At 68.4% G+C, this 20,315-nt stretch carries 18 protein-coding genes; 17 read left to right on the top strand and 1 reads right to left on the bottom strand.

The genetic code is table 11. From position 1 onward, the window contains the following. The first annotated feature begins 72 nt into the window (after window positions 1–72). The 8 genes from LF262_RS14125 to LF262_RS14090 all read left to right on the top strand — a co-directional run bounded on the left by LF262_RS14125 (window position 73) and on the right by LF262_RS14090 (window position 8,106). Window positions 73–1,017, top strand: a complete 945-nt coding sequence (locus LF262_RS14125) for a carbohydrate ABC transporter permease (protein ID WP_235781043.1) — start codon at window positions 73–75, stop codon at window positions 1,015–1,017. Between the two features lies 1 nt (window position 1,018). Continuing rightward, window positions 1,019–1,891 (top strand): carbohydrate ABC transporter permease, encoded by an 873-nt coding sequence (locus tag LF262_RS14120; RefSeq protein ID WP_235781042.1) that lies wholly within the window; start codon window positions 1,019–1,021, stop codon window positions 1,889–1,891. A 3-nt stretch (window positions 1,892–1,894) separates the two neighbouring features. Beyond that, window positions 1,895–3,040: a galactonate dehydratase gene (dgoD, locus tag LF262_RS14115; RefSeq protein ID WP_235781041.1), complete on the top strand. Its 1,146-nt coding sequence runs from the start codon at window positions 1,895–1,897 to the stop codon at window positions 3,038–3,040. Between the two features lie 49 nt (window positions 3,041–3,089). Continuing rightward, window positions 3,090–3,743 carry a bifunctional 4-hydroxy-2-oxoglutarate aldolase/2-dehydro-3-deoxy-phosphogluconate aldolase gene (locus LF262_RS14110; protein ID WP_235781040.1) on the top strand — a complete coding sequence of 218 codons (654 nt, stop codon included), beginning with the start codon at window positions 3,090–3,092 and terminating at the stop codon, window positions 3,741–3,743. Next, entirely contained in the window at window positions 3,740–4,693 is a 954-nt protein-coding gene (locus LF262_RS14105; protein WP_235781039.1) for a sugar kinase, read from the top strand. Before LF262_RS14110 ends, LF262_RS14105 begins: the two co-directional genes overlap by 4 nt. A gap of 84 nt (window positions 4,694–4,777) precedes the next feature. After that, the gene (locus LF262_RS14100; protein ID WP_235781038.1) at window positions 4,778–5,848 is read left to right on the top strand and encodes a Gfo/Idh/MocA family protein; all 1,071 of its coding nucleotides are present in this window, start codon (window positions 4,778–4,780) and stop codon (window positions 5,846–5,848) included. Window positions 5,849–6,052: 204 nt separating this feature from the next. After that, the gene (locus LF262_RS14095) at window positions 6,053–6,913 is read left to right on the top strand and encodes a sugar phosphate isomerase/epimerase family protein (RefSeq protein WP_235781037.1); all 861 of its coding nucleotides are present in this window, start codon (window positions 6,053–6,055) and stop codon (window positions 6,911–6,913) included. Window positions 6,914–6,939: 26 nt separating this feature from the next. Continuing rightward, window positions 6,940–8,106, top strand: a complete 1,167-nt coding sequence (locus tag LF262_RS14090) for a Gfo/Idh/MocA family protein (RefSeq protein ID WP_235781036.1) — start codon at window positions 6,940–6,942, stop codon at window positions 8,104–8,106. A 108-nt stretch (window positions 8,107–8,214) separates the two neighbouring features. On the opposite strand, the gene LF262_RS14085 is transcribed toward LF262_RS14090, so the two are convergent. After that, window positions 8,215–9,258 (bottom strand): LacI family DNA-binding transcriptional regulator, encoded by a 1,044-nt coding sequence (locus LF262_RS14085; RefSeq protein ID WP_235781035.1) that lies wholly within the window; start codon window positions 9,256–9,258, stop codon window positions 8,215–8,217. Window positions 9,259–9,397: 139 nt separating this feature from the next. Here LF262_RS14085 and LF262_RS14080 point away from each other — a divergent pair, with 139 nt between their 5' ends. The 9 genes from LF262_RS14080 (at window position 9,398) to uidA (ending at window position 20,298) form a co-directional block, all read left to right on the top strand. Continuing rightward, the gene (locus tag LF262_RS14080) at window positions 9,398–10,765 is read left to right on the top strand and encodes an ABC transporter substrate-binding protein (RefSeq protein ID WP_235781034.1); all 1,368 of its coding nucleotides are present in this window, start codon (window positions 9,398–9,400) and stop codon (window positions 10,763–10,765) included. A 28-nt stretch (window positions 10,766–10,793) separates the two neighbouring features. Continuing rightward, window positions 10,794–11,813, top strand: coding sequence for a carbohydrate ABC transporter permease (locus LF262_RS14075; protein WP_235781033.1), 1,020 nt, complete (start codon window positions 10,794–10,796; stop codon window positions 11,811–11,813). Continuing rightward, a complete protein-coding gene (locus tag LF262_RS14070; protein WP_235781032.1) occupies window positions 11,810–12,733 on the top strand; it encodes a carbohydrate ABC transporter permease in 924 nt (307 codons plus the stop codon). Before LF262_RS14075 ends, LF262_RS14070 begins: the two co-directional genes overlap by 4 nt. A gap of 3 nt (window positions 12,734–12,736) precedes the next feature. Then, window positions 12,737–13,573 (top strand): sugar phosphate isomerase/epimerase family protein, encoded by an 837-nt coding sequence (locus LF262_RS14065; RefSeq protein WP_235781031.1) that lies wholly within the window; start codon window positions 12,737–12,739, stop codon window positions 13,571–13,573. An 82-nt stretch (window positions 13,574–13,655) separates the two neighbouring features. Then, a complete protein-coding gene (uxaC, locus tag LF262_RS14060; RefSeq protein WP_235781030.1) occupies window positions 13,656–15,077 on the top strand; it encodes a glucuronate isomerase in 1,422 nt (473 codons plus the stop codon). Window positions 15,078–15,088: 11 nt separating this feature from the next. Then, a complete protein-coding gene (locus LF262_RS14055) occupies window positions 15,089–16,432 on the top strand; it encodes a mannitol dehydrogenase family protein (protein WP_235781029.1) in 1,344 nt (447 codons plus the stop codon). Window positions 16,433–16,590: 158 nt separating this feature from the next. Further along, window positions 16,591–17,820: a D-mannonate dehydratase ManD gene (manD, locus tag LF262_RS14050; RefSeq protein WP_235781028.1), complete on the top strand. Its 1,230-nt coding sequence runs from the start codon at window positions 16,591–16,593 to the stop codon at window positions 17,818–17,820. After that, a complete protein-coding gene (locus LF262_RS14045) occupies window positions 17,817–18,329 on the top strand; it encodes a gluconokinase (RefSeq protein ID WP_235781027.1) in 513 nt (170 codons plus the stop codon). The genes manD and LF262_RS14045 overlap by 4 nt, the downstream gene beginning before the upstream one ends. 115 nt (window positions 18,330–18,444) lie before the next feature. Then, window positions 18,445–20,298 carry a beta-glucuronidase gene (gene uidA, locus LF262_RS14040; RefSeq protein ID WP_235781026.1) on the top strand — a complete coding sequence of 618 codons (1,854 nt, stop codon included), beginning with the start codon at window positions 18,445–18,447 and terminating at the stop codon, window positions 20,296–20,298. Window positions 20,299–20,315 lie beyond the last annotated feature (17 nt).

Below are 20,315 nucleotides of genomic sequence, written 5' to 3'. Positions count from 1 at the left end.
CAAAAGGCCGGGGCGCGCGACCGCCGTCGTGCGTCCCGGCCTGATCGGCCCGATCCCCTGGCAAGGTAACCCATGTCTTCCACCACCATCGACTCTGACCTCACCAAGGCCCCGCCCCTGCGGCCCAAGCCCACCTCGGCCTTCTCCACGTGGGCCAACCGCCACCGCAAGTGGCTCTTCGCCGCCCCCGCCATGGCCTTCGTGGCCATCCTCATCGTGATCCCGCTCGTCTGGACCGCCTACCTGTCGCTGACCGACGCCCACGGGTCGGTGCGCGCCGCCAGCAGCTTCACCGGCCTGCAGAACTACGCCACCGTCCTGACCGACACGGCACGTTTCTGGCCTGCGGTTGGCCGTACGGTGCTGTTTACGGCCGTCGTACTCGTGTTCGAGGTGGTGCTCGGCATGTGCATCGCCCTCCTGCTGTGGCGGCCCTTCCGCGGCGAACGCTGGGTCCGCGTCGCCGTCCTGCTCCCGCTCGTCGCGACCCCCGTGGCCGTCGGCATGATGTGGCGGCTCATCTTCGACCCGAACATCGGCTTCGCCAACCAGGCGCTCGGCTGGGTCGGTATCCCGCCTCAGCCGTGGCTCGCGGGTCAGGAGACGGCCCTGTGGACCACGATGGTCATCGACATCTGGCAATGGACCCCGATGGTCGCGCTCATCCTCCTCGCCGGCCTCACCTCGCTCTCCGAGGAGCCGCAGGAGGCCGCGAAGATCGACGGCGCGAGCACGTGGCAGCGCTTCTGGTTCGTCACGCTCCCGCTCATGATGCCCACGGTGGTCGTCGCGATCCTCTTGCGGGGCATCGACGCGCTCAAGACGTTCGACATCCTCTACGCGACCAAGGGCAAGGGCGGCGGCTCGTTCAACGAGGTCGAGACCCTCAACGTCTACGCTTACGGCCTCTCGTTCGACTACAACCAGTACGGTGTCTCCTCGACCGTGCTGATCCTGTTCTTCCTGCTCATCATCGGCATCATGTGGGCCCTCACCGTCCGCAAGAAGGAGATCTGAGATGGCACGCACGACGGCGCTGCCCGCCTCGCGCGCGACGCCTGCCCGCCGCCGCAGGCCGGCCTCGACCCGTGTTTACCCGACGTTTAGGGTCGTGGCGCTCATCGCGACGGTGGTCGCGCTCCTCCTTCCCCTCGTGTGGATGGTCCTCGCCTCGCTCAAGACCAACGTGGACATCTACGACCTGTCCAAGTCGGTCCTGTTCCAGCCCACGCTCGAGAACTACGTCAACGTGCTCACGCGCAACAACTACTTCGTGTTCGTCGCGAACAGCTTCTGGGTCGCGTTCGTCTCGACCGTGCTCTCCCTCGTCCTCGGTGTCCCCGCGGCGTACTCGATGAGCCGCTTCACGATGCACCGCTCAGCCCTAGTGGTGCTCATGGCGCGCGTGATCCCGGGGGTCTCGCTCCTCGTGCCGTGGTACTACGTGTTCTCGAACCTGCGCATGGTCGGCGGGTTCGAGGTGCTCATCCTGAGCCATATGTTCGTGGCCCTGCCGCTGATCGTGTACATCATGATGGGCTACTTCGACTCCATGCCGCTCGAGCTGGAGGAGTCCGCCCAGGTGGACGGGCTCACGCCCATCGGGGCCTTCCGGAGGATCACCCTGCCGCTCTCCGTGGCGGGCATGGCGACGGCGGGGATCCTGGCCTTCATCTTCTCGTGGAACAACTTCATGTTCGCCCTGGTGCTCTCAGGCTCGAAGACCAAGACGCTGCCTGTGGCCATCTTCGACTTCGTCTCCTACGCGAGCATCGACTGGGGCGGCCTTATGGCGGCAGCGACAGTGGTGACGCTGCCGATCATGGTGATTGCGCTCTTCGCCCAGCGGTACATTGTCTCGGGCCTCACTGCGGGCGCAACGAAGGGCTGAGGCATGAAGATTGCCAGAGTCGAGACTTTCCTGGTCCCTCCGCGTTGGCTGTTCGTCCGGGTCGAGACGGACACTGGTGTTGTGGGCTGGGGCGAGGCGACCTGCGAGGGCCGCTCCGAGACAGTCCGCACGGCGGTGGACCAGCTCTCCGAGCTCCTGCTCGGGCGCGACCCGCTGCACATCGAGGACCACTGGCAGGTACTGACCAAGGGCTCCTTCTACCGCGGCGGACCGATCCTCGCCAGTGCAGTGGCCGGACTCGACCAAGCCCTCTGGGACATCGCGGGCAGGTACTTCGGCGCGCCCGTCCACCAGCTCCTCGGCGGCCCGGTGCGGGACCGCATCAGGGTCTACGGGTGGGTCGGCGGGGACGAGCCGAACGAGGTGGCCGAAGCCATCACGGCGCAGGTCGAGGCGGGGCTCACGGCAGTGAAGATGAACGCTTCCGGCCGCATGTCGGCGGCGGGCAGCGCGGCCGAGCTCGACGGCGTCGTCCGGCGAGTCGCCGCGGCCCGTGAGGTCCTCGGCCCGGACCGCGATGTGGCGGTCGACTTCCACGGCCGCTTCACACTGGCGACCGCCCGGCGTGCCGCCTCGCTCCTCGCGGACCTGCACCCCCTCTTCCTCGAGGAGCCAGTGGTGCCGGAGAACTCGCACCTGATCGGGCGCATGGTGGAGTCGACCACCATCCCGATCGCCACGGGCGAGCGGCTCTTCTCGCGCCAGGAGTTCCTGCCCGTGCTCGGGGCCGGCATCGCCGTCGCGCAGCCGGACCTCAGCCACGCGGGCGGCATCACCGAGGTCCGCAAGATCGCAGCGCTCGCCGAGACGTTCGACGTACAGCTTGCCCCGCATTGCCCCCTCGGACCCATTGCGCTCGCGGCTTGCCTGCAGGTGGGCTTCTCGACCCCCAACTACCTCATCCAGGAACAGAGCATCGGCATCCATTACAACCAGGGCGCCGAAGTGCTGGACTATGTGGTGGACAGCGAGCCGCTGGCGTTCGTGGACGGCTGCATTGAGCGGCTCACCGGGCCGGGCCTCGGCATCGAGGTCGACGAGGCGGCCGTCCGCGACGCGGACCTCCGCGGCCACGCCTGGCGCGGGCCGGTGTGGCGCCACGCCGACGGATCGTTCGCGGAATGGTGATCGAGCCAGACGTAGGTGATGGCCGATCGCCAGTGAAGGAAAGGCAGTCATGAGCACTCTCGACAACCGCACCCTCCTCGAGGTTGTCCGCGCGAGCCGCGTGGTCGCCGTCATCCGCGGCGACTCGGCCGAGCACGCCGCCGACGCCGCACGCGTCCTCTTCCGCGAGGGCATCCGGCTCGTCGAGATCGCCCTGACTACCCCGGGCACGCTGGGCGCGATCGCGTCCCTCGCCGCCGACGTCCCCGAAGGTTCGTACCTCGGCGCCGGGACGGTGTGCACGCTCGAGGACGTCGACTCCGTCGTGGCCGCCGGTGCGACGTTCGTGGTGACTCCCTCCGTGAGCGAGTCCGTGCCGTACGCGGCCGGGCAGGGCATCCCGGTCCTGGCGGGGGCGTTCACTCCCACCGAGGCGTATGAGGCGTGGCGCCATGGTGCCGCCGCCGTCAAGCTCTTCCCCGCCTCAGCCGTAGGGCCCGGCTACCTCCGGGCGCTCACCGAGCCGTTCCCCCAGATCCCCTTCCTGGCCGTGGGTGGCATGGGGCTCCAGCAGCTTCCGGAGTACATCGCGGCCGGCGCGCTCGGCATCGGCGCGGGGGGTCCTCTCGTGGGCGACGGCGCCCGTGGCGGCAGTACCGAGGCGCTCGCCGAACGCGCCCGGGCCTTCGTCTCGGCCGCCCGAGAGCTCGAGGACGCCGAGTGACCGGAGCCGGCGCCCCGGTTGTCACCCTCGGCGAGGCCCTCGTCTCGCTTCGGTCGGTGGGCCCGCTCGCGATCGGCGGACCCCTGACCATGCACGCCGCGGGGGCCGAGCTGAACGTTGCTGTTGCGCTCGCGAGGCTCGGCCATCCATCGTCGTGGGGCGGCGTGCTCGGTAACGACGAGCTCGGCGAGTTCATCCTCCGCAGCCTCGCCGCCGAACGGGTCGACGTGTCCCACGTACGGAGGGACTCGAGGCCCACGGGCATCATGTTCCTCGAGGCGCGAACCCCCGAGGTCTCCCGGATCTTCTACAATCGGAGCGGTTCCGCGGGGGCGCGTCTCTCGCCGCACGACGTCGACCGCCTGCTGGACCGCGACCTCGGCTGGCTGCACCTCACCGGCATCACGCCCGCGCTCTCGGAGGTCGCTCGCGCAGCGGTACTCCACGCCGCGCAGGTCTGCCGCCGCCGGGCGGTGCCGTTCTCCGTCGACGTGAACTTCCGCGCCAAGCTGTGGAGTCCCGACGAGGCCGCCGAGGTGCTGCCGTGGCTCATCGAGGGCGCGGAGGTGGTCATCGGCTCGCCCGCGGAGCTGGCGTTGGCCGCACCGGAGGGGACAACGCTCGAGGCCGCCGCCGAGGAACTGCTCGGCACCGGCGTCGGCGAGGTCGTGGCGAAGCTCGGCGCCGACGGTGCGCAGGCCTTCACGCCTCACGCCGTCCTCCACGCGCCCGCGGTGGCCGTCAGGGCGGTGGACACTGTAGGAGCCGGCGATGCGTTCACGGCGGGGTACCTCTCGGCGAGGCTCGACGGCGAGGATGTGCCCGGGCGCCTGCGCCGCGGCTGCCTTCTGGGGGCCTTCGCCGTGGGCCACCTCGGCGACTGGGAGGGGCTGCCGCGCCGGGATGAGCTCGCGCTCCTGGATCTGGGCGGCGGCGAGACCCACCGGTAGGGCTGGCGGCCGCAGGGGGGAGGTGCCGACGGCACCGGGTGGCAACCGATTGCGGTACGGCAGCCCGTTCACTAGCGTGGGGGAATGCCCACCGGTGTGCTCTCATCGTCTCCCGAATCCGCTCAGCCGTCAGTTCCCCGCGCCGCGGTTGTCGGCTGCGGCGACATCTCGGCGCAGCACCTTGCGGCGATCGGGTCGCTCGCGGCGCTGGGAGCAGTGCGGCTCGTGGGCGTCGTCGACCCCGATCCAAGGCGCCGCGAGGCGGCGGCCGAGGCACATCACGCGCCGGGTTACGCGAGCGTCGGCGAGCTGCTGGCGCGAGGAGGGGTCGACGTCGTGCATCTGTGCACTCCGCACAGCGAGCACGCTCCGGCGGCGCTCGAGGCGCTCGAGGCAGGCGTGCACGTGCTGACGGAGAAGCCGCTAGCGCACACCCTCGCCGATGCTGAGCGCCTCACCGAGGCGGCCGACGCCGCGTGGCTGGCTTCCGGGACGCAGCTCGGTGTCTGCTTCCAGAACCGCTACAACGCCCCCGTCGTGGCGATGCGCGACCTGCTCGAGGGCGGGACTCTGGGCGCGGTGACAGGCGCGGAGGCAACGGTCATGTGGCACCGCCCGGCCGCCTACTACGCGGCCCGCCCGTGGCGCGGGACCTGGGCGGGCAGCGGCGGCGGACTGCTCATGAACCAGGCGATCCACACGCTCGATCTCCTGCAGTGGCTCGTGGGCCCTGCGCGCCTCGTGGATGGGCGCGCGTCCGCACGCGCCCTCGGGAATGTGATCGAGGTCGAGGACACGGCGGACATGGTCCTCGAGCACGCTGGCGGTCAGCGTAGCGTCTTCTTTGCCACGAACGCCAACGGCGTCAACGCGCCCGTGACGCTCGACATCCAGACCGAGGCCGGGGAGCTGAGTCTGCGGGGAGCCCTGACGGTGCGGCACGGGGACGGACGCGTGGAGGTCGTCGAGGAGGCCGGCGTGCTGGTGGGGGAGCGCTCATACTGGGGCGCGTCCCATCAGCTGCTCATCGCCGACTTCTACCGCTGCCTCCGTGCCCGCGAGCGGTTCTGGATCGGGGCGGAGGAGGGCGCTCAGACGCTGCGGCTCATCAAGGACGTGTACGCGCGCTCGTACGCGCCGGACATGTGGCGCTGACCCTCGTCGATGCCAAACCCCGTGGCAATCGATTGCCCATAGGTGCTGCCCGTTGGCTGAAGTGCGCGCGGAGCCGCAGTGGCAACGGAAACGGCAAACGGTTTCTGTCCCGTGCCATGGTCGCTACGGTGGAATGAAGCGTGTGAGGCGGTGCACCGCGGAAACGAGTCCGCCAGAACCAGGCAGCACGAGACTAGGAGAACCATGGCCACGATCGGCGTCCAAGCGATGATGCTCAAGGACAGCTTCGCGGAGATCGGCCCCTTCGAGACACTCCGCAAGGTGGCCGAGATTGGCTACCGGGCCGTCGAAGTCTCCCAGATCCCGATGGACGCGCAGAACGTCGCCGAGCTGGACCGTGCGCGTACCGAACTCGGCATCGAGTTCGCAGCCCTCTCGGCCCAAGTGGACGGCGAGAAGGACCAGACCCCGTACGCGGTGCTCAACGATCTGGACCGCACCGTGGCCGATTGCCAGACCCTCGGGACGAAGATGCTCCGCATCGGCATGCTGCCCATGTCCGAGCTCCGCTCCGAACAGCGGATCCTCGACTACGCGAAGCGCGCCAACGAGACCGCCGAGGCCCTCGCCGAGCACGGCATTGCACTGTACTACCACAACCACCACGTCGAGTTCGCGAAGATCGGTGGGCGCCACATCCTCGACGTCCTGGCCGACTCGGCTCCCGCGATGGGGCTCGAGATCGACGTCCACTGGGTGGCCCGCGGCGGCCTCGACCCCGTGCGGACCCTGACGAAGTACGCTGGCCGGACCGCGATGGTCCACCTGAAGGACTACCGCATCGGCGCGCTCCCGGAGGAGGCCATCACGGCCTACGAGGCAGGCGACGTGGCGGGCTTCATGGGCCACTTCAAGGACGTGGTCCAGTTCGCCGAGGTCGGTGAGGGCAACCTCGACTTCGCCTCGATTGTGCCCGCCGCCATCGAATCCGGCGCCGAGTACCTCCTGGTCGAGCAGGACCAGCTCTACGGGCGCACCGTGTTTGAGGCCCTGCAGACCTCCTACGACAACCTCGTGAGCCTCGGCTTCAAGAACCTCTTCTAGACCTAAAAGAACGGAAGGCACCATCCATGAGCAGGAAAGTCCGTCTCGGCATCGTCGGCTTCGGCGCACAGGGCAGCTCGTACGCGAAGTTCATCGCGGACGGACTCGTGCCGAACATCGACGTCGCGGCCATCGCCGACACCGACCCGGCCAAGCGCGAGAAGATCGCCGAGCTGTATCCCGAGGTGCAGGTCTTCGACGACTACGTGACGATGCTCGAGTCCGGAGCGGTCGAGGCCGTGGTCACGACCGTGCCGCACTACCTCCACCCGCAGATGGGCATCCAGGCACTCGAGCGCGGCATCCACGTGCTCATCGAGAAGCCCGCCGGCGTCTACACGAAGCAGGTCAAGGCGCTCAACGAGTTCGCGGCAACCAAGCCCGAGCTCACCTTTGCCATCATGTTCAACCAGCGCAACAACCCGCTCTACCGCAGGCTCAAGGAGATCGTCGACGCCGGTGAGATCGGCACGATCAAGCGCACCAACTGGATCATCACCACGTGGTGGCGCCCGCAGGGCTACTACGACCAGTCCGAGTGGCGCGCCACCTGGGGCGGCGAGGGCGGCGGTGTGCTCGTCAACCAGGCTCCCCACCAGCTGGACCTGTGGCAGTGGATCTGCGGGGTGCCCGAGAAGGTGTTCTCGAAGGTTGCCTACGGCTTCCGCCGCAACATCGCCGTCGAGGACGAGGTCACCGCGGTGGTCGACTACGGCGGCGGCGCCACCGGCGTCTTGGTCACCGCGACCCACGACATCACCGGCACCGACCGCTTCGAAATCCTCGGCGACCGGGGCAAGATCGTCGTCGAGGACTCCAAGACCGCCGTCGTGACGCGGCTGAGCAAGCCCGAGCGCGAGATCAGCGAGGGCATGGGCATCGAGGACGTCCGGAAGATGTTCAGGGGCGACTTCAACCCCGGGGACTACTACACCCAGGAGACCATCGAGTTCGAGTCCGCCTGGGGCTCGCAGCACTCGGGGGTCCTGGAGAACTTCGCCGCGAACATCCTCGACGGCACCCCGCTGCTCGCACCGGGCACCGACGGCATTCTCGGCGTGCGGCTGGCCAACGCCATCCACCTCTCAAGCTGGACGGGCAGGGAAGTGCCGATCGACTTCGACGAGAACGAGTTCCTCGCCGAGCTCAACAAGCGCATCGCCGCCGAGGGGAAGTTCGCCGAGCGCTCGTAGCCGCGCCGGGCCGAGCTGGCTGACGAGGCCCCTGCGCCGCCGTCGTACGGGCTTCGCGACGGTGTTCCACACCGCGGTGTTCCACGACCGCGGCTCGCTCGGGGCCACTCAGCCCGCGTGCCGCTCCGCGGCCGGCGCGGCGCCAGTCGAGGACCTGACCTCGAGGTGGGTGGGCATGACCGCGAGCCGGCGCGCCGACGCCGTGCGCAGCGGGTCGAGCTGGGCGAGGAGCATCGAGACCGCCGTGCGGCCCGCCTGCTCGATGGGCGAGGCGATGGTGGTCAGGGGTGGATTGCAGAAGTCGGCGCCGAAGATGTTGTCGCAGCCGACGATGCTCACGTCCTCGGGGACCCGCACGCCGCGCTCGCGGAATCGCTGGAGCATGCCGATGGCGATGAGGTCATTGAATGCGATGACCGCCGACGCCCCGGTGCCCAGTGCGGCGTCGGCAGCGGCGGCCCCGGACGAGGTCTTGGGGGAGTAGGGCCCGACCCGGACGGCGTCCATTCCCCGCCGGGCGGCGGCCTCCTCAATCGCCTTCCACCGGCGGTGGGTCGACCACGAGCTCGTGGGACCGCCCACGTAGGTCACCGTCCTGTGGCCGAGCGAGGCGAGGTGCTCGAGGGCCTGCACCATGGCGCCGGGAGTGTCGATGAGCACGGTTGGTGCATCCGCGGTGGCGCGGTTGATCGTGACGAGAGGCTGGAGGCGTGCGGCCTCCGCGAGCTGGACATCCGTGAGGCGTGAGGCCGCGAGGATAATGCCGTCCGCAGTGCGGCGTAGCTTGCGCAGGGCATCGAGTTCGACGTCGGTGGCCTCCTCGGTGTCGACGAGAAGCTGCGTGTACCCGGCCGCCTTGAGCTGGTTCTGGGTGCCCCGGATGATGTCGAAATAGAACGGGTTCGTCACGTCCGGGACCAGGACCGCGATGGCACCGGTGCGGCCGGAGCTCAGGCCGCGTGCCTGGGAGCTCGGCACGTAGTGCAGCTCCGCCGCGATCTTCTCGATCCGCTCCCGCGTGCGGGCGTTGACGCGCTGCGGGTTGGAGAGGGCACGCGAGACGGTCGACGTCGCGACGCCGGCCCGGTCCGCGATATCGCGGATGGTCGGCATCCGCTCGGGAGCGTCGGCGGCCCCCGGGGACTTTGTCATGAAATCAATTAAAGCAGGCCTGGCAAATTTTGGCAATCGCTTGCCGCAATGTTTTGCTCTTCCTAGACTCGCAAGTACAGCTCACCCCTGTGAGCGGGGTCACATGTTCCGCTCCATGAGTACTCAAAGAGGAGACACCATGCGGATGCGCACTTCCGCCAAGCTGGCCGCGGTCGCGGCGGCAACGGCACTTGCCCTCACTGCCTGCGGATCAGGCGGTTCGTCGGGGGGCTCGTCGGGGGGCTCGTCGGGTGGCGCCGTCAACGGCGCGGGCAAGACCCTCGATGTCCTGGTGAATGTCAACACGCAGTATCCCGAGCAGCAGAAGCAGTGGTTCACGGACACGGCCAAGAAGTTCAAGGACCAGACCGGCGCCGACCTCAAGTTCGAGACGTTCACGTCCGCGAACGACGAGCTGACCAAGATCCAGACCTCCGTGGTAGCAGGCCAGGGCCCGGACGTGTACTCGCTCGGCACCACCTTCACGCCCACCGCCTACGCGACCAAAGCCTTCGTCACGCTCTCCGACGACGACTGGAAGAAGGTGGGCGGCAAGGACCGCTTCAACCAGGCCGCCCTCGGCATCTCCGGCCCGGACAAGGACCACCTGGCCGGCATCCCGTTCGTGAGCCGTCCGTTCGTCATGGCCTACAACAAGGACCTTCTCAAGGCTGCCGGGATCGACAAGCCCGCCACCACGTGGGACGGGCTGCTCGACCAGGCCAAGAAGCTCACCGACCCCGCCAAGGGGCAGTACGGCATGGCGGTCGCCTATAAGGACAACTTCGACCCGTGGAAGTACATCTGGGCGATGTCAGTGCAGGCCGGCAACCAGCTCGTGGACGGCAAGACAGCCAAGCTCGATGACCCGGCCGTGAAGAAGGCCTACGAGACGTTCTACGGCTGGGTCACCAAGGACAAGGTGGTCAACCCCGCGGCTGTCGGCTGGAGCAACAGCCAGGCCCTCGCCGACTTCGCCTCCGGGAAATCTGCGTTCTTCCTCATGACGACCTCGAACTCGATCCCCACCCTGGACAAGTCCGCCATCAAGGACCAGTACGAGTACGCGCTCATGCCGACCGTGGCACCGGGCGAGACGTCCTCGAAGTCTGGAGACTCCAAGGCGGCGTCGATCCTCTCCGGCGACAACCTCGTGGTGGCTGACTACTCGAAGAACAAGGACCTCGCCTATGCGTACGTCAACCTGGTCACGAGCAAGGACGAGCAGCTGAACTACCAGAAGATCTTCGGTGACCTCCCCGCGAACGCCGATGGCCTCGCGTCCCTGAGCTCTGCGCCTCACATGGGAGCGATTGCCGAATCGGCGAAGGAATCCAAGGCCACGCCGTTCACGGGAGCCTGGGGCGACATCCAGCTCGCGCTGCTCAACGTCACGGTCCAGTCCCTCCCGGACCTGTCATCGGGCGGCGTCCCGGACGCTGCCCTGAGCCAGCGGATCAAGGACGCTCAGGGCAAGTCCCAGCAGTCCCTCGACAGGGCCAAGTGAGCAGCGGACCCGGCTCCGCGTGACTGACATGAGCACTGCAAGCACCCCGAAGCCAGAGACCCGGCCCGCCGCGCACGCGGTGGGCCGGGGCTCCCGGCCCAGCACCACTGGCACCCACGGCACCGTGCCAGGACCCCCTTCCGGGAAGCCCCGCAAGGGCCTCTCCGAGCGGAACCGTCCCCTCTGGCTGCTCCTGCCCGGCGGGCTCCTCATGACGATCGTCATCGTGGTCCCGCTGATCCTGGGCATCTTCATGTCGCTTCTGGACCTCGACCAGTACACCCTGCGCAAGTGGGTCTCCGCGCCCTTCGTGGGGTTCACGAACTACATCGAGGCCGTCACCCAGAGCTCGCTGTTCCACGCGGTGTGGCTCAGCGTCTCCTACTCCTTCATCGCCACGGTCCTCGCCCTGCCGATCGGGATAGCCGCCGCGGTGGCGACGCAGAACGCGTTCAAGGGCCGCGCCGTCATCCGCTCCGTCTTCCTGATCCCGTACGTCCTGCCCTCGTTCGTCGTCGCGACCGTGTGGCGCACGATGTTCCAACCGCGGGGCGTGGTGGATCACGCGTTCAACCTGTTCGGGATCGACCCGGGGCTGTGGCTCAACGGTCCCAACACGTATCCGGCCCTCGTCTTCGTGCAGCTGTGGGCCTCCTGGCCCTTCGTGTACCTGCTCGCGCTCGCGGGCCTCCAGTCCGTGGACCACGAGGTGCACGAGGCCGCAGCGCTCGACGGCGCGCTGTGGTGGACCAAACTGCGCTACGTGGTGTTCCCGTACCTCAAGGGACCGGTCTCGCTGGCCTTCATCATCGGCATGCTGAACCACATCAACAACTTCACCCTGCCGTTCGTCCTGTTCGGCATCCCGGCCCCGCACGATGTAGAACTCCTGCCCGTGCTGACGTACGTGACGAGCTTCCAGAGCTTCCGGTTCGGGCTCAGCGCGGCCATGGCCGTGGTCTCGCTCATCCTCATTCTCATCCCGCTCTTCGTCTATCTCCGCGCTGTGAAGCTCGACGACGTCGAACCCCGAGGAGGCCGCAAGTGACCCTCTCCCAGTCGGCATCCCAGGCCGCACTCAACCCCCTCGTCGACCGGCCCGGCTCCCGCCAGCAGAGCGAGGTCACGCGCCTTCTGCCGACATGGCTCCTGGGGCTGGTCATCGCGGCCCTGGCTGTCTTCGTCCTCGCCCCGATCGCGTACATCTTCCTCGCGAGCATCAACTCGGACATCTCCGTGGCCCGCGGGGACTTCTGGCCCGCCGAGTTCACCCTCGGGAACTACTCCACGATCTGGTCGAGCGTGGGCCTCGCCAACGCGCTCACGAACTCGATCATCGCGGCCGGCACGACCGCGGTCATCTCCGCCGTGCTGTCCATCGGCACGGCATATGTCCTGGTCCGCTACCAGTTCTTCGGCAGGCTCACGATCCTGCGCGGCCTCCTGGGCCTCCAGTCCGTGCCTGGCACCCTGCTCGTGCTGCCGGTGTTCGTGCTGTTCTCCTCGGCGGCGACGTACCTCGGGGTCACCGTGATCGGGACACAGTGGGGACTGATCCTCACGTACTTGACGTTCGCACTCCCGTTCTCCACGTGGGTCATGGTCACCTACCTGCGCGGCCTGCCGAAGGAGCTCGAGGAGGCCGCGAGGATCGACGGCGCCTCTAATATGGGCATCCTGACGAGGATCATCCTGCCGCTGAGCTGGCCGGGAATCATCGTCTCCGGCATCTTCGCGTTCCTGCTCGGCTGGAACGACGTGCTGTTCGCGTCCGTCATGACGCGCCCGGGCACACAGACGGCCGCCGTCGCGCTGCAGATCTTCGCGAGCGGGACCGAGGGCGGGGCCATCCCGTTCTACGGCCAGATGATGGCGGCCTCCCTTGTGTGTGCAGCGCCCGTGGTCATCCTGTACCTGTTCTTCCAGAAGTATCTAGTGGGCGGCTTGACCGCCGGAGGAGTGAAGTAGGCCGTGTCAGAGACCAGCTGGGACCTTTCCGGATTCGGCGACGAGATCGACGCCGACCCCCGCATCCAGGCGGCGGTGATGCGCGCGCTCGGAGCAAGCTACATCGAGGTCCGCAGTGCGTGGGGCACCAACGTCGTGGACCTGTCCGAGGATCAGCTCGCCGAGCTGAAGGCGATCCTCGACGAGGCCGGGCTGAAGACCTCCGCGATCGCCTCGCCGATCGGCAAGGTGGACGTCTCCCTTCCCGTCGAGCATGAGGTGGAGCGGCTCGGGCGCGCCCTGCGCGCCGCCGGCGTGCTCGGTGCCGGCTACATCCGGATCTTCTCCTTCTACTACGAGGGAAAGACCCCCGAGGAGGCCCGCGAGCCCGTGATCGAGCGCATGACGGCGCTTGCGAAGCGCTCGGAGGGGACCGGCGTCGTGCTGGTCCACGAGAACGAGAAGGGCATCTACGGGGACATCCCAGTGCGTGTGCTGGACATCGTCGAATCCGTGGACTCGCCCGCGCTCAAGCTCGCGTGGGACAACGCCAACTTCGTCCAGGTGGGCGTCAAGCCGTTCACCGAGGCCTTCGAGCTGCTCCGCCCCCATACCGTGTACGTCCAGGTCAAGGACGCGCTCGCGGCCTCCGGCACGGTGGTTCCCTCTGGCGAGGGCGACGGCGAGCTGCTCGCCACCGTGGAGGGCTTCCGTGACAGCGGCTACTCGGGCTTCGTCTCCCTTGAGCCGCATCTCGCCGACGCGTTCGAGCTCGGCGGCTTCAGCGGGCCGTACGCGTTCGGCGTGGCCGCCCGCGCGTTCGCGAAGGTGCTCGAGGCGGCAGGCGTCGAGGCCGGCTGAGCTGCCCCCGCGCCGCCGTGCGGGCGCCAGAAGCGCCGAGCAGAGACCCAAGACGAGCAGAGACAAGAGAAGAGACCTATCCGTGACTAATTCCATCGGGGCCAACGCCGACCGCCTCCTGCCCGCCGATCCGGGAACGCGCCAGATCGCGCGCGAGCTGCTCGCCGAGGTCGAGCACCTGCCGATCATCTCCCCGCACGGCCACGTGCCCGCGGACTGGATCGCGGACAACGCCCCGTTCCCCGACCCGACAGCGCTCATCGTGAGCCCGGACCACTACGTGACCCGCCTCATCCACGCCAGCGGCGTGCCGCTCGAGCAACTCCGGGTGGGGCCCGGTCCGTACAGCGTGGACTCGCGCACCGCGTGGCGGCACTTCGCCGAGGCGTGGCCGCTCTTCGACGGCACGGCATCGGGGTACTGGCTGCGGAGCTCGTTCCAGCACGTCTTCGGGCTGCCGGGCGATGTGGTGGACGGCCTCGGCGCGGACAACGCGGACGCCGTCTACGACGCCATCGCTGCCAAGCTCGCCGAGCCGGGCTTCCGGCCGCGCGAGCTGTTCACCGACTTCGGCATTGAGGTCCTGGCCACGACCGACGATCCGCTCGACACCCTCGAGGCGCACGCACGGATCGCAGCGGACGAGGCGTTCACCGGCCGCGTCCTGCCGACGTTCCGCCCCGACCCCTACATCAACGTGGCCCACCCCGAGTGGGCCGAGCGGGTGGACAGACTCACGGCGGAAGCAGGTGACGGCGTCGGCGGCTACGCGGGCTACCTCCGGGCGCTGGCGAACCGCCGCCGCTACTTTGTGGAGCACGGCGCCGTCTCGGCCGACCACGGCGTGCGGACACCGCTCACCCTCAAGCTGAGCGCGCCGGAGGCCGAGGCCCTGTTCGCCAAGGCGCGCCGCGGAGAGGCCACCACGTCCGACCGGGACGCCTTCGAGGCGCACATGATGTACGAGATGGCGCGCCTGTCCGCCGAGGATGGCCTCGTCATGACGATTCACCCCGGCTCGTTCCGCAACCACCACTGGCCCACGTTCGAGAAGTACGGGCCGGACACGGGCCACGACATCCCGTTCGCGATCGACTACACGGTTGGCATCCGGCCCCTGCTCGAGGACTTCGGCACGGCGCAGGACTTCCACCTGGTCCTGTTCACGCTCGACGAGACCGTGTTCTCCCGCGAACTTGCTCCCCTCGCCGGCTTCTACCCGTCGGTGTACATCGGTGCTCCGTGGTGGTTCCTCGACGCGCCCGACGCCATGATGCGGTTCCGTTCCGCCGTCACCGAGACGACGGGCTTCACCCGCACCTCCGGCTTCATCGACGACACGCGCGCGTTCTGTTCGATCCCCGCGCGCCACGATGCGTCCCGCCGGGTCGAGGCGAGCTTCCTGGCCCGCCTCGTCGCCGAGCACCGCGTGCCCGAGGCCCGCGCGCACGAGATCATCGTGGACCTGGTCGACGGTTCCCCGCGCCGAGTCTTCAAGCTCTAGGAGAGGCCTTCGTGACCACATCACCCACGACCACCGATATCCCCCTCCTCACCCGCAAGGGAACCCCGGGACCGCCGGCGCGGATCGTCCACCTCGGCCTCGGCGCCTTCCACCGCTCGCACCAGGTTTGGTATACCGAGCATGCGGGCGACGCCCCCGAGTGGGGCATCGCCTCGTTCACCGGGCGCCGGCCCGACGCCGCCCTGACCCTCGCGGCGCAGGACGGTCTCTTCACCCTCGTCGAGCGGGGCCCCGAGGGCGACCGATTCGAGGTGATCGGCGCGATCACCGAGGCCGTGGACGGCGCCGACACCGACCGCCTGAACGAGCTCCTCGCCGCGCCGAGTACCGCGATCGTCACGCTGACGGTCACCGAGGCCGTCTACGAGAAGCGCGAGGCCGACTCTCCTCTCGCGCGGCTCGTCCGCGGCCTCGCGGCGCGCCGGGACGCCGGGACAGGACCCCTTGCCGTGGTGAGCTGCGACAACGTGGCCGGCAACGGCGAGGTGGCGCGGCGGGCCGTTCTGGCGATCGCCGAAGAGCACGATGGCGGGCCCGGTGACCGTGCGGGCCTCGCTGAGTGGATCCGCGCGAACGTGAGCTTCGTGGGAACGTCGGTGGACCGGATCACTCCGCGCACCACGGCCGAGGACATCGCGGAGGTCGCTGCAAAGTGCGGGTACCGGGACGATTCGCCCGTGGTGGCGGAGCCCTTCGCGAACTGGATCCTCTCGGGCAGCTTCCCCGCCGGGCGTCCCCGGTGGGAGGATGCCGGCGCCCAGTTCGTCGACGAGATTGAGCCGTTCGAGAACCGGAAGCTGTGGCTCCTCAACGGTGCGCATTCGATCATGGCCTACGCGGGCCAGCTCCGTGGCCACGAGACGGTGGCGGAGGCGGTCGACGATCCGGCGTGCCGCGACGCTGTGGAGGCCTACTGGGAGGAGGCTGCAAGGCATCTGACCCTGCCGGAGCTGGACGTGCCCGCGTACCGCGAAGCCCTCCTCGAGCGGTTCTCAAACCCGCGGATCGCGCATCACCTCGCACAGATCGCCGCGGACGGAACCACGAAACTGCGTATGCGCGCGGTCCCGGTCTTCACGGCCGAGCTCGCCGCGGGCCGCAGCGGCGTGGCTGCCGCGCGGATGATCGCCGCGTGGATCGACTTCGTCTCGGTGGCCGTGGCTCGCGGCGACGACTTCCAGGATCCGCAGAAGGACGACGTCGTGGCTGCCGCGGGCCTCGAGGGGCGGGAGCGCACCCAGGCGCTCACTGAACTCGTCTCTCCCCAGCTCGCGAGTGATCCCATCGTCGTCTCCCGCATCGACTCGCTCCGAGGTACGCTCGGCGTGGAATGACGCGGGTCCACCCGCCGGCGACGGCAGGGGTGGCACCATGAAGGCAAATATTGGCAATCGGTTGCCATCCCCGGGCTGCCCCCGTAGGCTGGAACTCATCCCTCCGCCCCTCAGCCCCTCCAGTTGGCTGGCGGCGTCCCGCATGAAAGGAAGCGACGATGAAGATCGTCTCCGCTGAAGTCTTCGTGACGAGCCCGACCCGCAACTTCGTGACCCTCAAGGTCACGACCGACGAGGGAATCGTCGGCATCGGCGACGCGACGCTCAACGGCCGGGAGCTCGCCGTCGCCGCCTACCTCAAGGAGCACGTGGCCCAGCTCCTGATCGGCCGCGACCCGCACCGGATCGAGGACACGTGGCAGTTCCTCTACCGCTCGGGATACTGGCGCCGCGGCCCCGTCACGATGGCCTCGATCGCCGCCGTGGACATGGCGCTGTGGGACATCAAGGGCAAGGTTGCGGGCCTGCCGGTGTACCAGCTCCTGGGCGGTGCGTCGCGCCGGGGCCTGCGCGCCTACGGCCACGCCTCGGGCACGGATCTCCCCTCGCTCTTCGACTCGATCCGCGAGCACCTCGAGAAGGGCTACAAGTCCATCCGCGTCCAGAGCGCGATTCCCGGGATCAAGGCTGTCTACGGCGTCGCCGCGCAGACCCAGGCCTCGGGGGAGCGGTATGACTACGAGCCGGCCGGTCGTGGCGCGTTCCCCCAGGAGGAGGACTGGGACACCCGCGCCTACCTGCGCCACATCCCGACCGTCTTCGAGGCAGTGCGCAACGAGTTCGGCCCCGAGCTGCCCCTCCTGCATGACGGCCACCACCGCATGACGCCGCTCCAGGCCGCCAAGCTCGGCAAGGCCCTCGAGCCCTACGACCTGTTCTGGCTCGAGGACTGCACACCCGCCGAGAACCAGGAGGCGCTGCGGCTGGTCCGCCAGCACACCACGACCCCGCTGGCCATCGGGGAGGTCTTCAACACCGTGTACGACTTCCAGACGCTCATCAAAGAGCAGCTGATCGACTACGTCCGCGCGGCCTCGACCCACTTCGGCGGGATCTCACCGCTGAAGAAGGTCATGGACTACGCGGCCCAGTACCAGATCAAGTCCGGCTTCCACGGACCCACCGACATCTCGCCGATCGGGTTCGCCGCCCAGTTGCACGTGGGCCTGGCGATCCACAACTACGGGATCCAGGAGTACATGCAGCACTCCGACAAGACGAACACAGTGTTCGAGCAGTCCATGACCTTCAAGGACGGCTACCTCCACCCCGGCGACAAGCCGGGCCTCGGCGTCGAGTTCAATGACGAGGCCGCGAACTCGTTCCCGTACCAGCAGGCGTACCTGCCGTACAACCGCCTCATTGACGGCACGGTCCACGACTGGTGACGACGGCAGCGGAGAGCGGGGTGTTCCACGTCATTGCCATGGGGGTCTCGGGGTGCGGCAAGAGCACCGTGGGCCGGTTCCTCGCCCAGGAGTTGGGCGGGGAATTCCTCGACGGCGATGACCTCCACCCGGCGGCGAACGTCGCCAAGATGGCGGCGGGCATCCCGCTCGACGACGCCGACCGCGAGCCATGGCTGCGGCTGATCGGGGAGAAGATGGCGGCGGCATCGGGGACGATGGTGATCGGCTGCAGCGCACTCAAGCGCGCGTACCGCGACATCATCCGGGCGGCGGCGCCGGACACGGTGTTCGTGCACCTGCACGGCACGCGGGAGCTTCTCGCCGCCCGGATGGCGGCCCGGCCCGGGCACTTCATGCCCGTATCCCTGCTCGATTCGCAGCTGGCAACGCTCGAGCCCCTCCAGGAGGACGAGCGCGGGAGGGTGTTCGACATCGCCGAGACGCCTCTGCAGATTGCCCACGAGGCCGCGGAGTGGCTCCGAAGCTGAACGACCGCGGCGCATGCACCGCGGTTTGGCAATTTATGGCAAACGATTGCCACACGTTTCCATACGTTCTTAGGCTGGAATCGGACAGATTTCCCCAGCCCAAGGACGTGCAGGAATGCTCAGGCCCCAGAACGGACCCACCCGCGAACTCGTGAGCCTCGACGGGCTATACGCCTTCCGAGTCGACACCGAGAACGCGGGACTCCGTGAGGGGTGGCAGGGCACTGCCCTCGACACGGCGCTGGAGATGGCCGTTCCCGCCAGCTACAACGATGTCTTCGCCGACCAGGCCATCCGCAGCCACGTCGGCTGGGTCTGGTACCAGCGCGAGGTCCGAGTGCCCCGCGGCTGGGCGGGGGAGCGGATCTGGCTGCGCTTCGGCTCCGTGACCCACGGGGCGAAGGTCTTCGTGGACAGCGTCCTGGTCGCCGAGCACGAGGGCGGGTACACGCCGTTCGGGGCGGACATCACCGACCACGTCGCGGCCGGGGGAGCGTTCCGCCTCACGGTCGCCGTGAACAACGAGCTCACCCAGGCCACGATCCCACCCGGCAGCATCACCGAGGACGCCTCGGGCCGCCGCACCCAGACCTACATGCACGACTTCTACAACTACGCCGGCATCCACCGCAGCATAGAGCTCTACACGACCCCCGCGGTGCACGTCGAGGATGTCACTGTGGTGACAGGGTTCGACGGGGATGGCACCACGGGCACGGTCGACTACTCCGTAGTCGTGGCGGGCGAGGGCGCCGAGGTCCACACCGTCCGCGTCCGCGCCCTGGACGCTTCGGGCACCGAGGTGGGCACCGCGGAAGGAATCTCCGGCACGGTGGTGATTCCCGACGTCGTCCGCTGGCAGCCCGGCAAGGGTTACCTCTACCGCCTCGTCGTCGAGGTCCTCGCGCACGACGCCGGGTCGACGGCGGGTGCCCCGGCCGCCGGCGCCGCCGTGGTCGACTCCTACACCCAGACGTTCGGTGTCCGGACGGTCGAGGTCCGTGGAACCGACGTCCTCATCAACGGCGAGCCGTTCTACTTCACGGGCTTCGGCATGCACGAGGACCACGGCACGATCGGCAAGGGCCACTCCGGCGCCCACATGGTCAACGACTTCTCGCTGCTGGAATGGATCGGTGCCAACTCCTTCCGCACCTCGCACTACCCGTACTCGGAAGACGTCATGGACTACGCCGACCGGCACGGGATCGTGGTGATCGACGAGACCCCGGCCGTGGGCCTCAATGCCGACTTCGCCGGGTTCTTCGGCACGGGCGCGAAGAAGACCTATGGGCCCGAGTTCGTCAGCGGCGACACGGCAGCCTCGCACCGCCAGGTCATCGAGGAGCTCATCGCACGGGACAAGAACCACCCCTCGGTGGTCATCTGGTCGATCGCCAACGAGCCCCAGTCCTCCGAGGAGGGCGCGCGCGGATACTTCGAGCCACTCGCCGCGCTCGCGCGCGAGCTGGACCCGACCCGCCCCGTGGGATTCGTCAACGTCATGTTCGACGGCCCCGACAAGGACACGATCACGGATCTGTTCGACGTGATCATGCTCAACCGCTACTACGGCTGGTACGTGAACACGGGCGACCTCGTGGCCGCGGAGGCCGCGCTCGAGGCCGAACTGCGAGCGTGGGACGCCAAGCTCGGCAAGCCGATCATCATGACGGAGTACGGCGCGGATACCCTCGCCGGCTTCCATTCCCTCTACGACCAGCCGTGGAGCGAGGAGTACCAAGCCGACTTGCTGGAGATGTTCCACCGCGTGTTCGACCGCGTGGACGCCATGGCCGGCGAGCACGTGTGGAACTTCGCCGACTTCGCGACCTCCAACGGAATTATGCGCGTGGACGGCAACAAGAAGGGTGCCTTCACCCGCGACCGACGGCCCAAGGCCGCCGCCTTCGCACTGCGCCGCCGCTGGACCCAGAACAAGACCACTACCACCCCGCCTCAAGCCTGAGGCTGCAAGACCAGGAC

Source organism: Sinomonas notoginsengisoli, from assembly GCF_021554725.1.
In the GTDB taxonomy this organism is placed as follows: domain Bacteria; phylum Actinomycetota; class Actinomycetes; order Actinomycetales; family Micrococcaceae; genus Sinomonas; species Sinomonas notoginsengisoli.
Note: the sequence above shows the minus strand (reverse complement) of the source record. Positions and strands in the feature narration are given on the sequence as shown.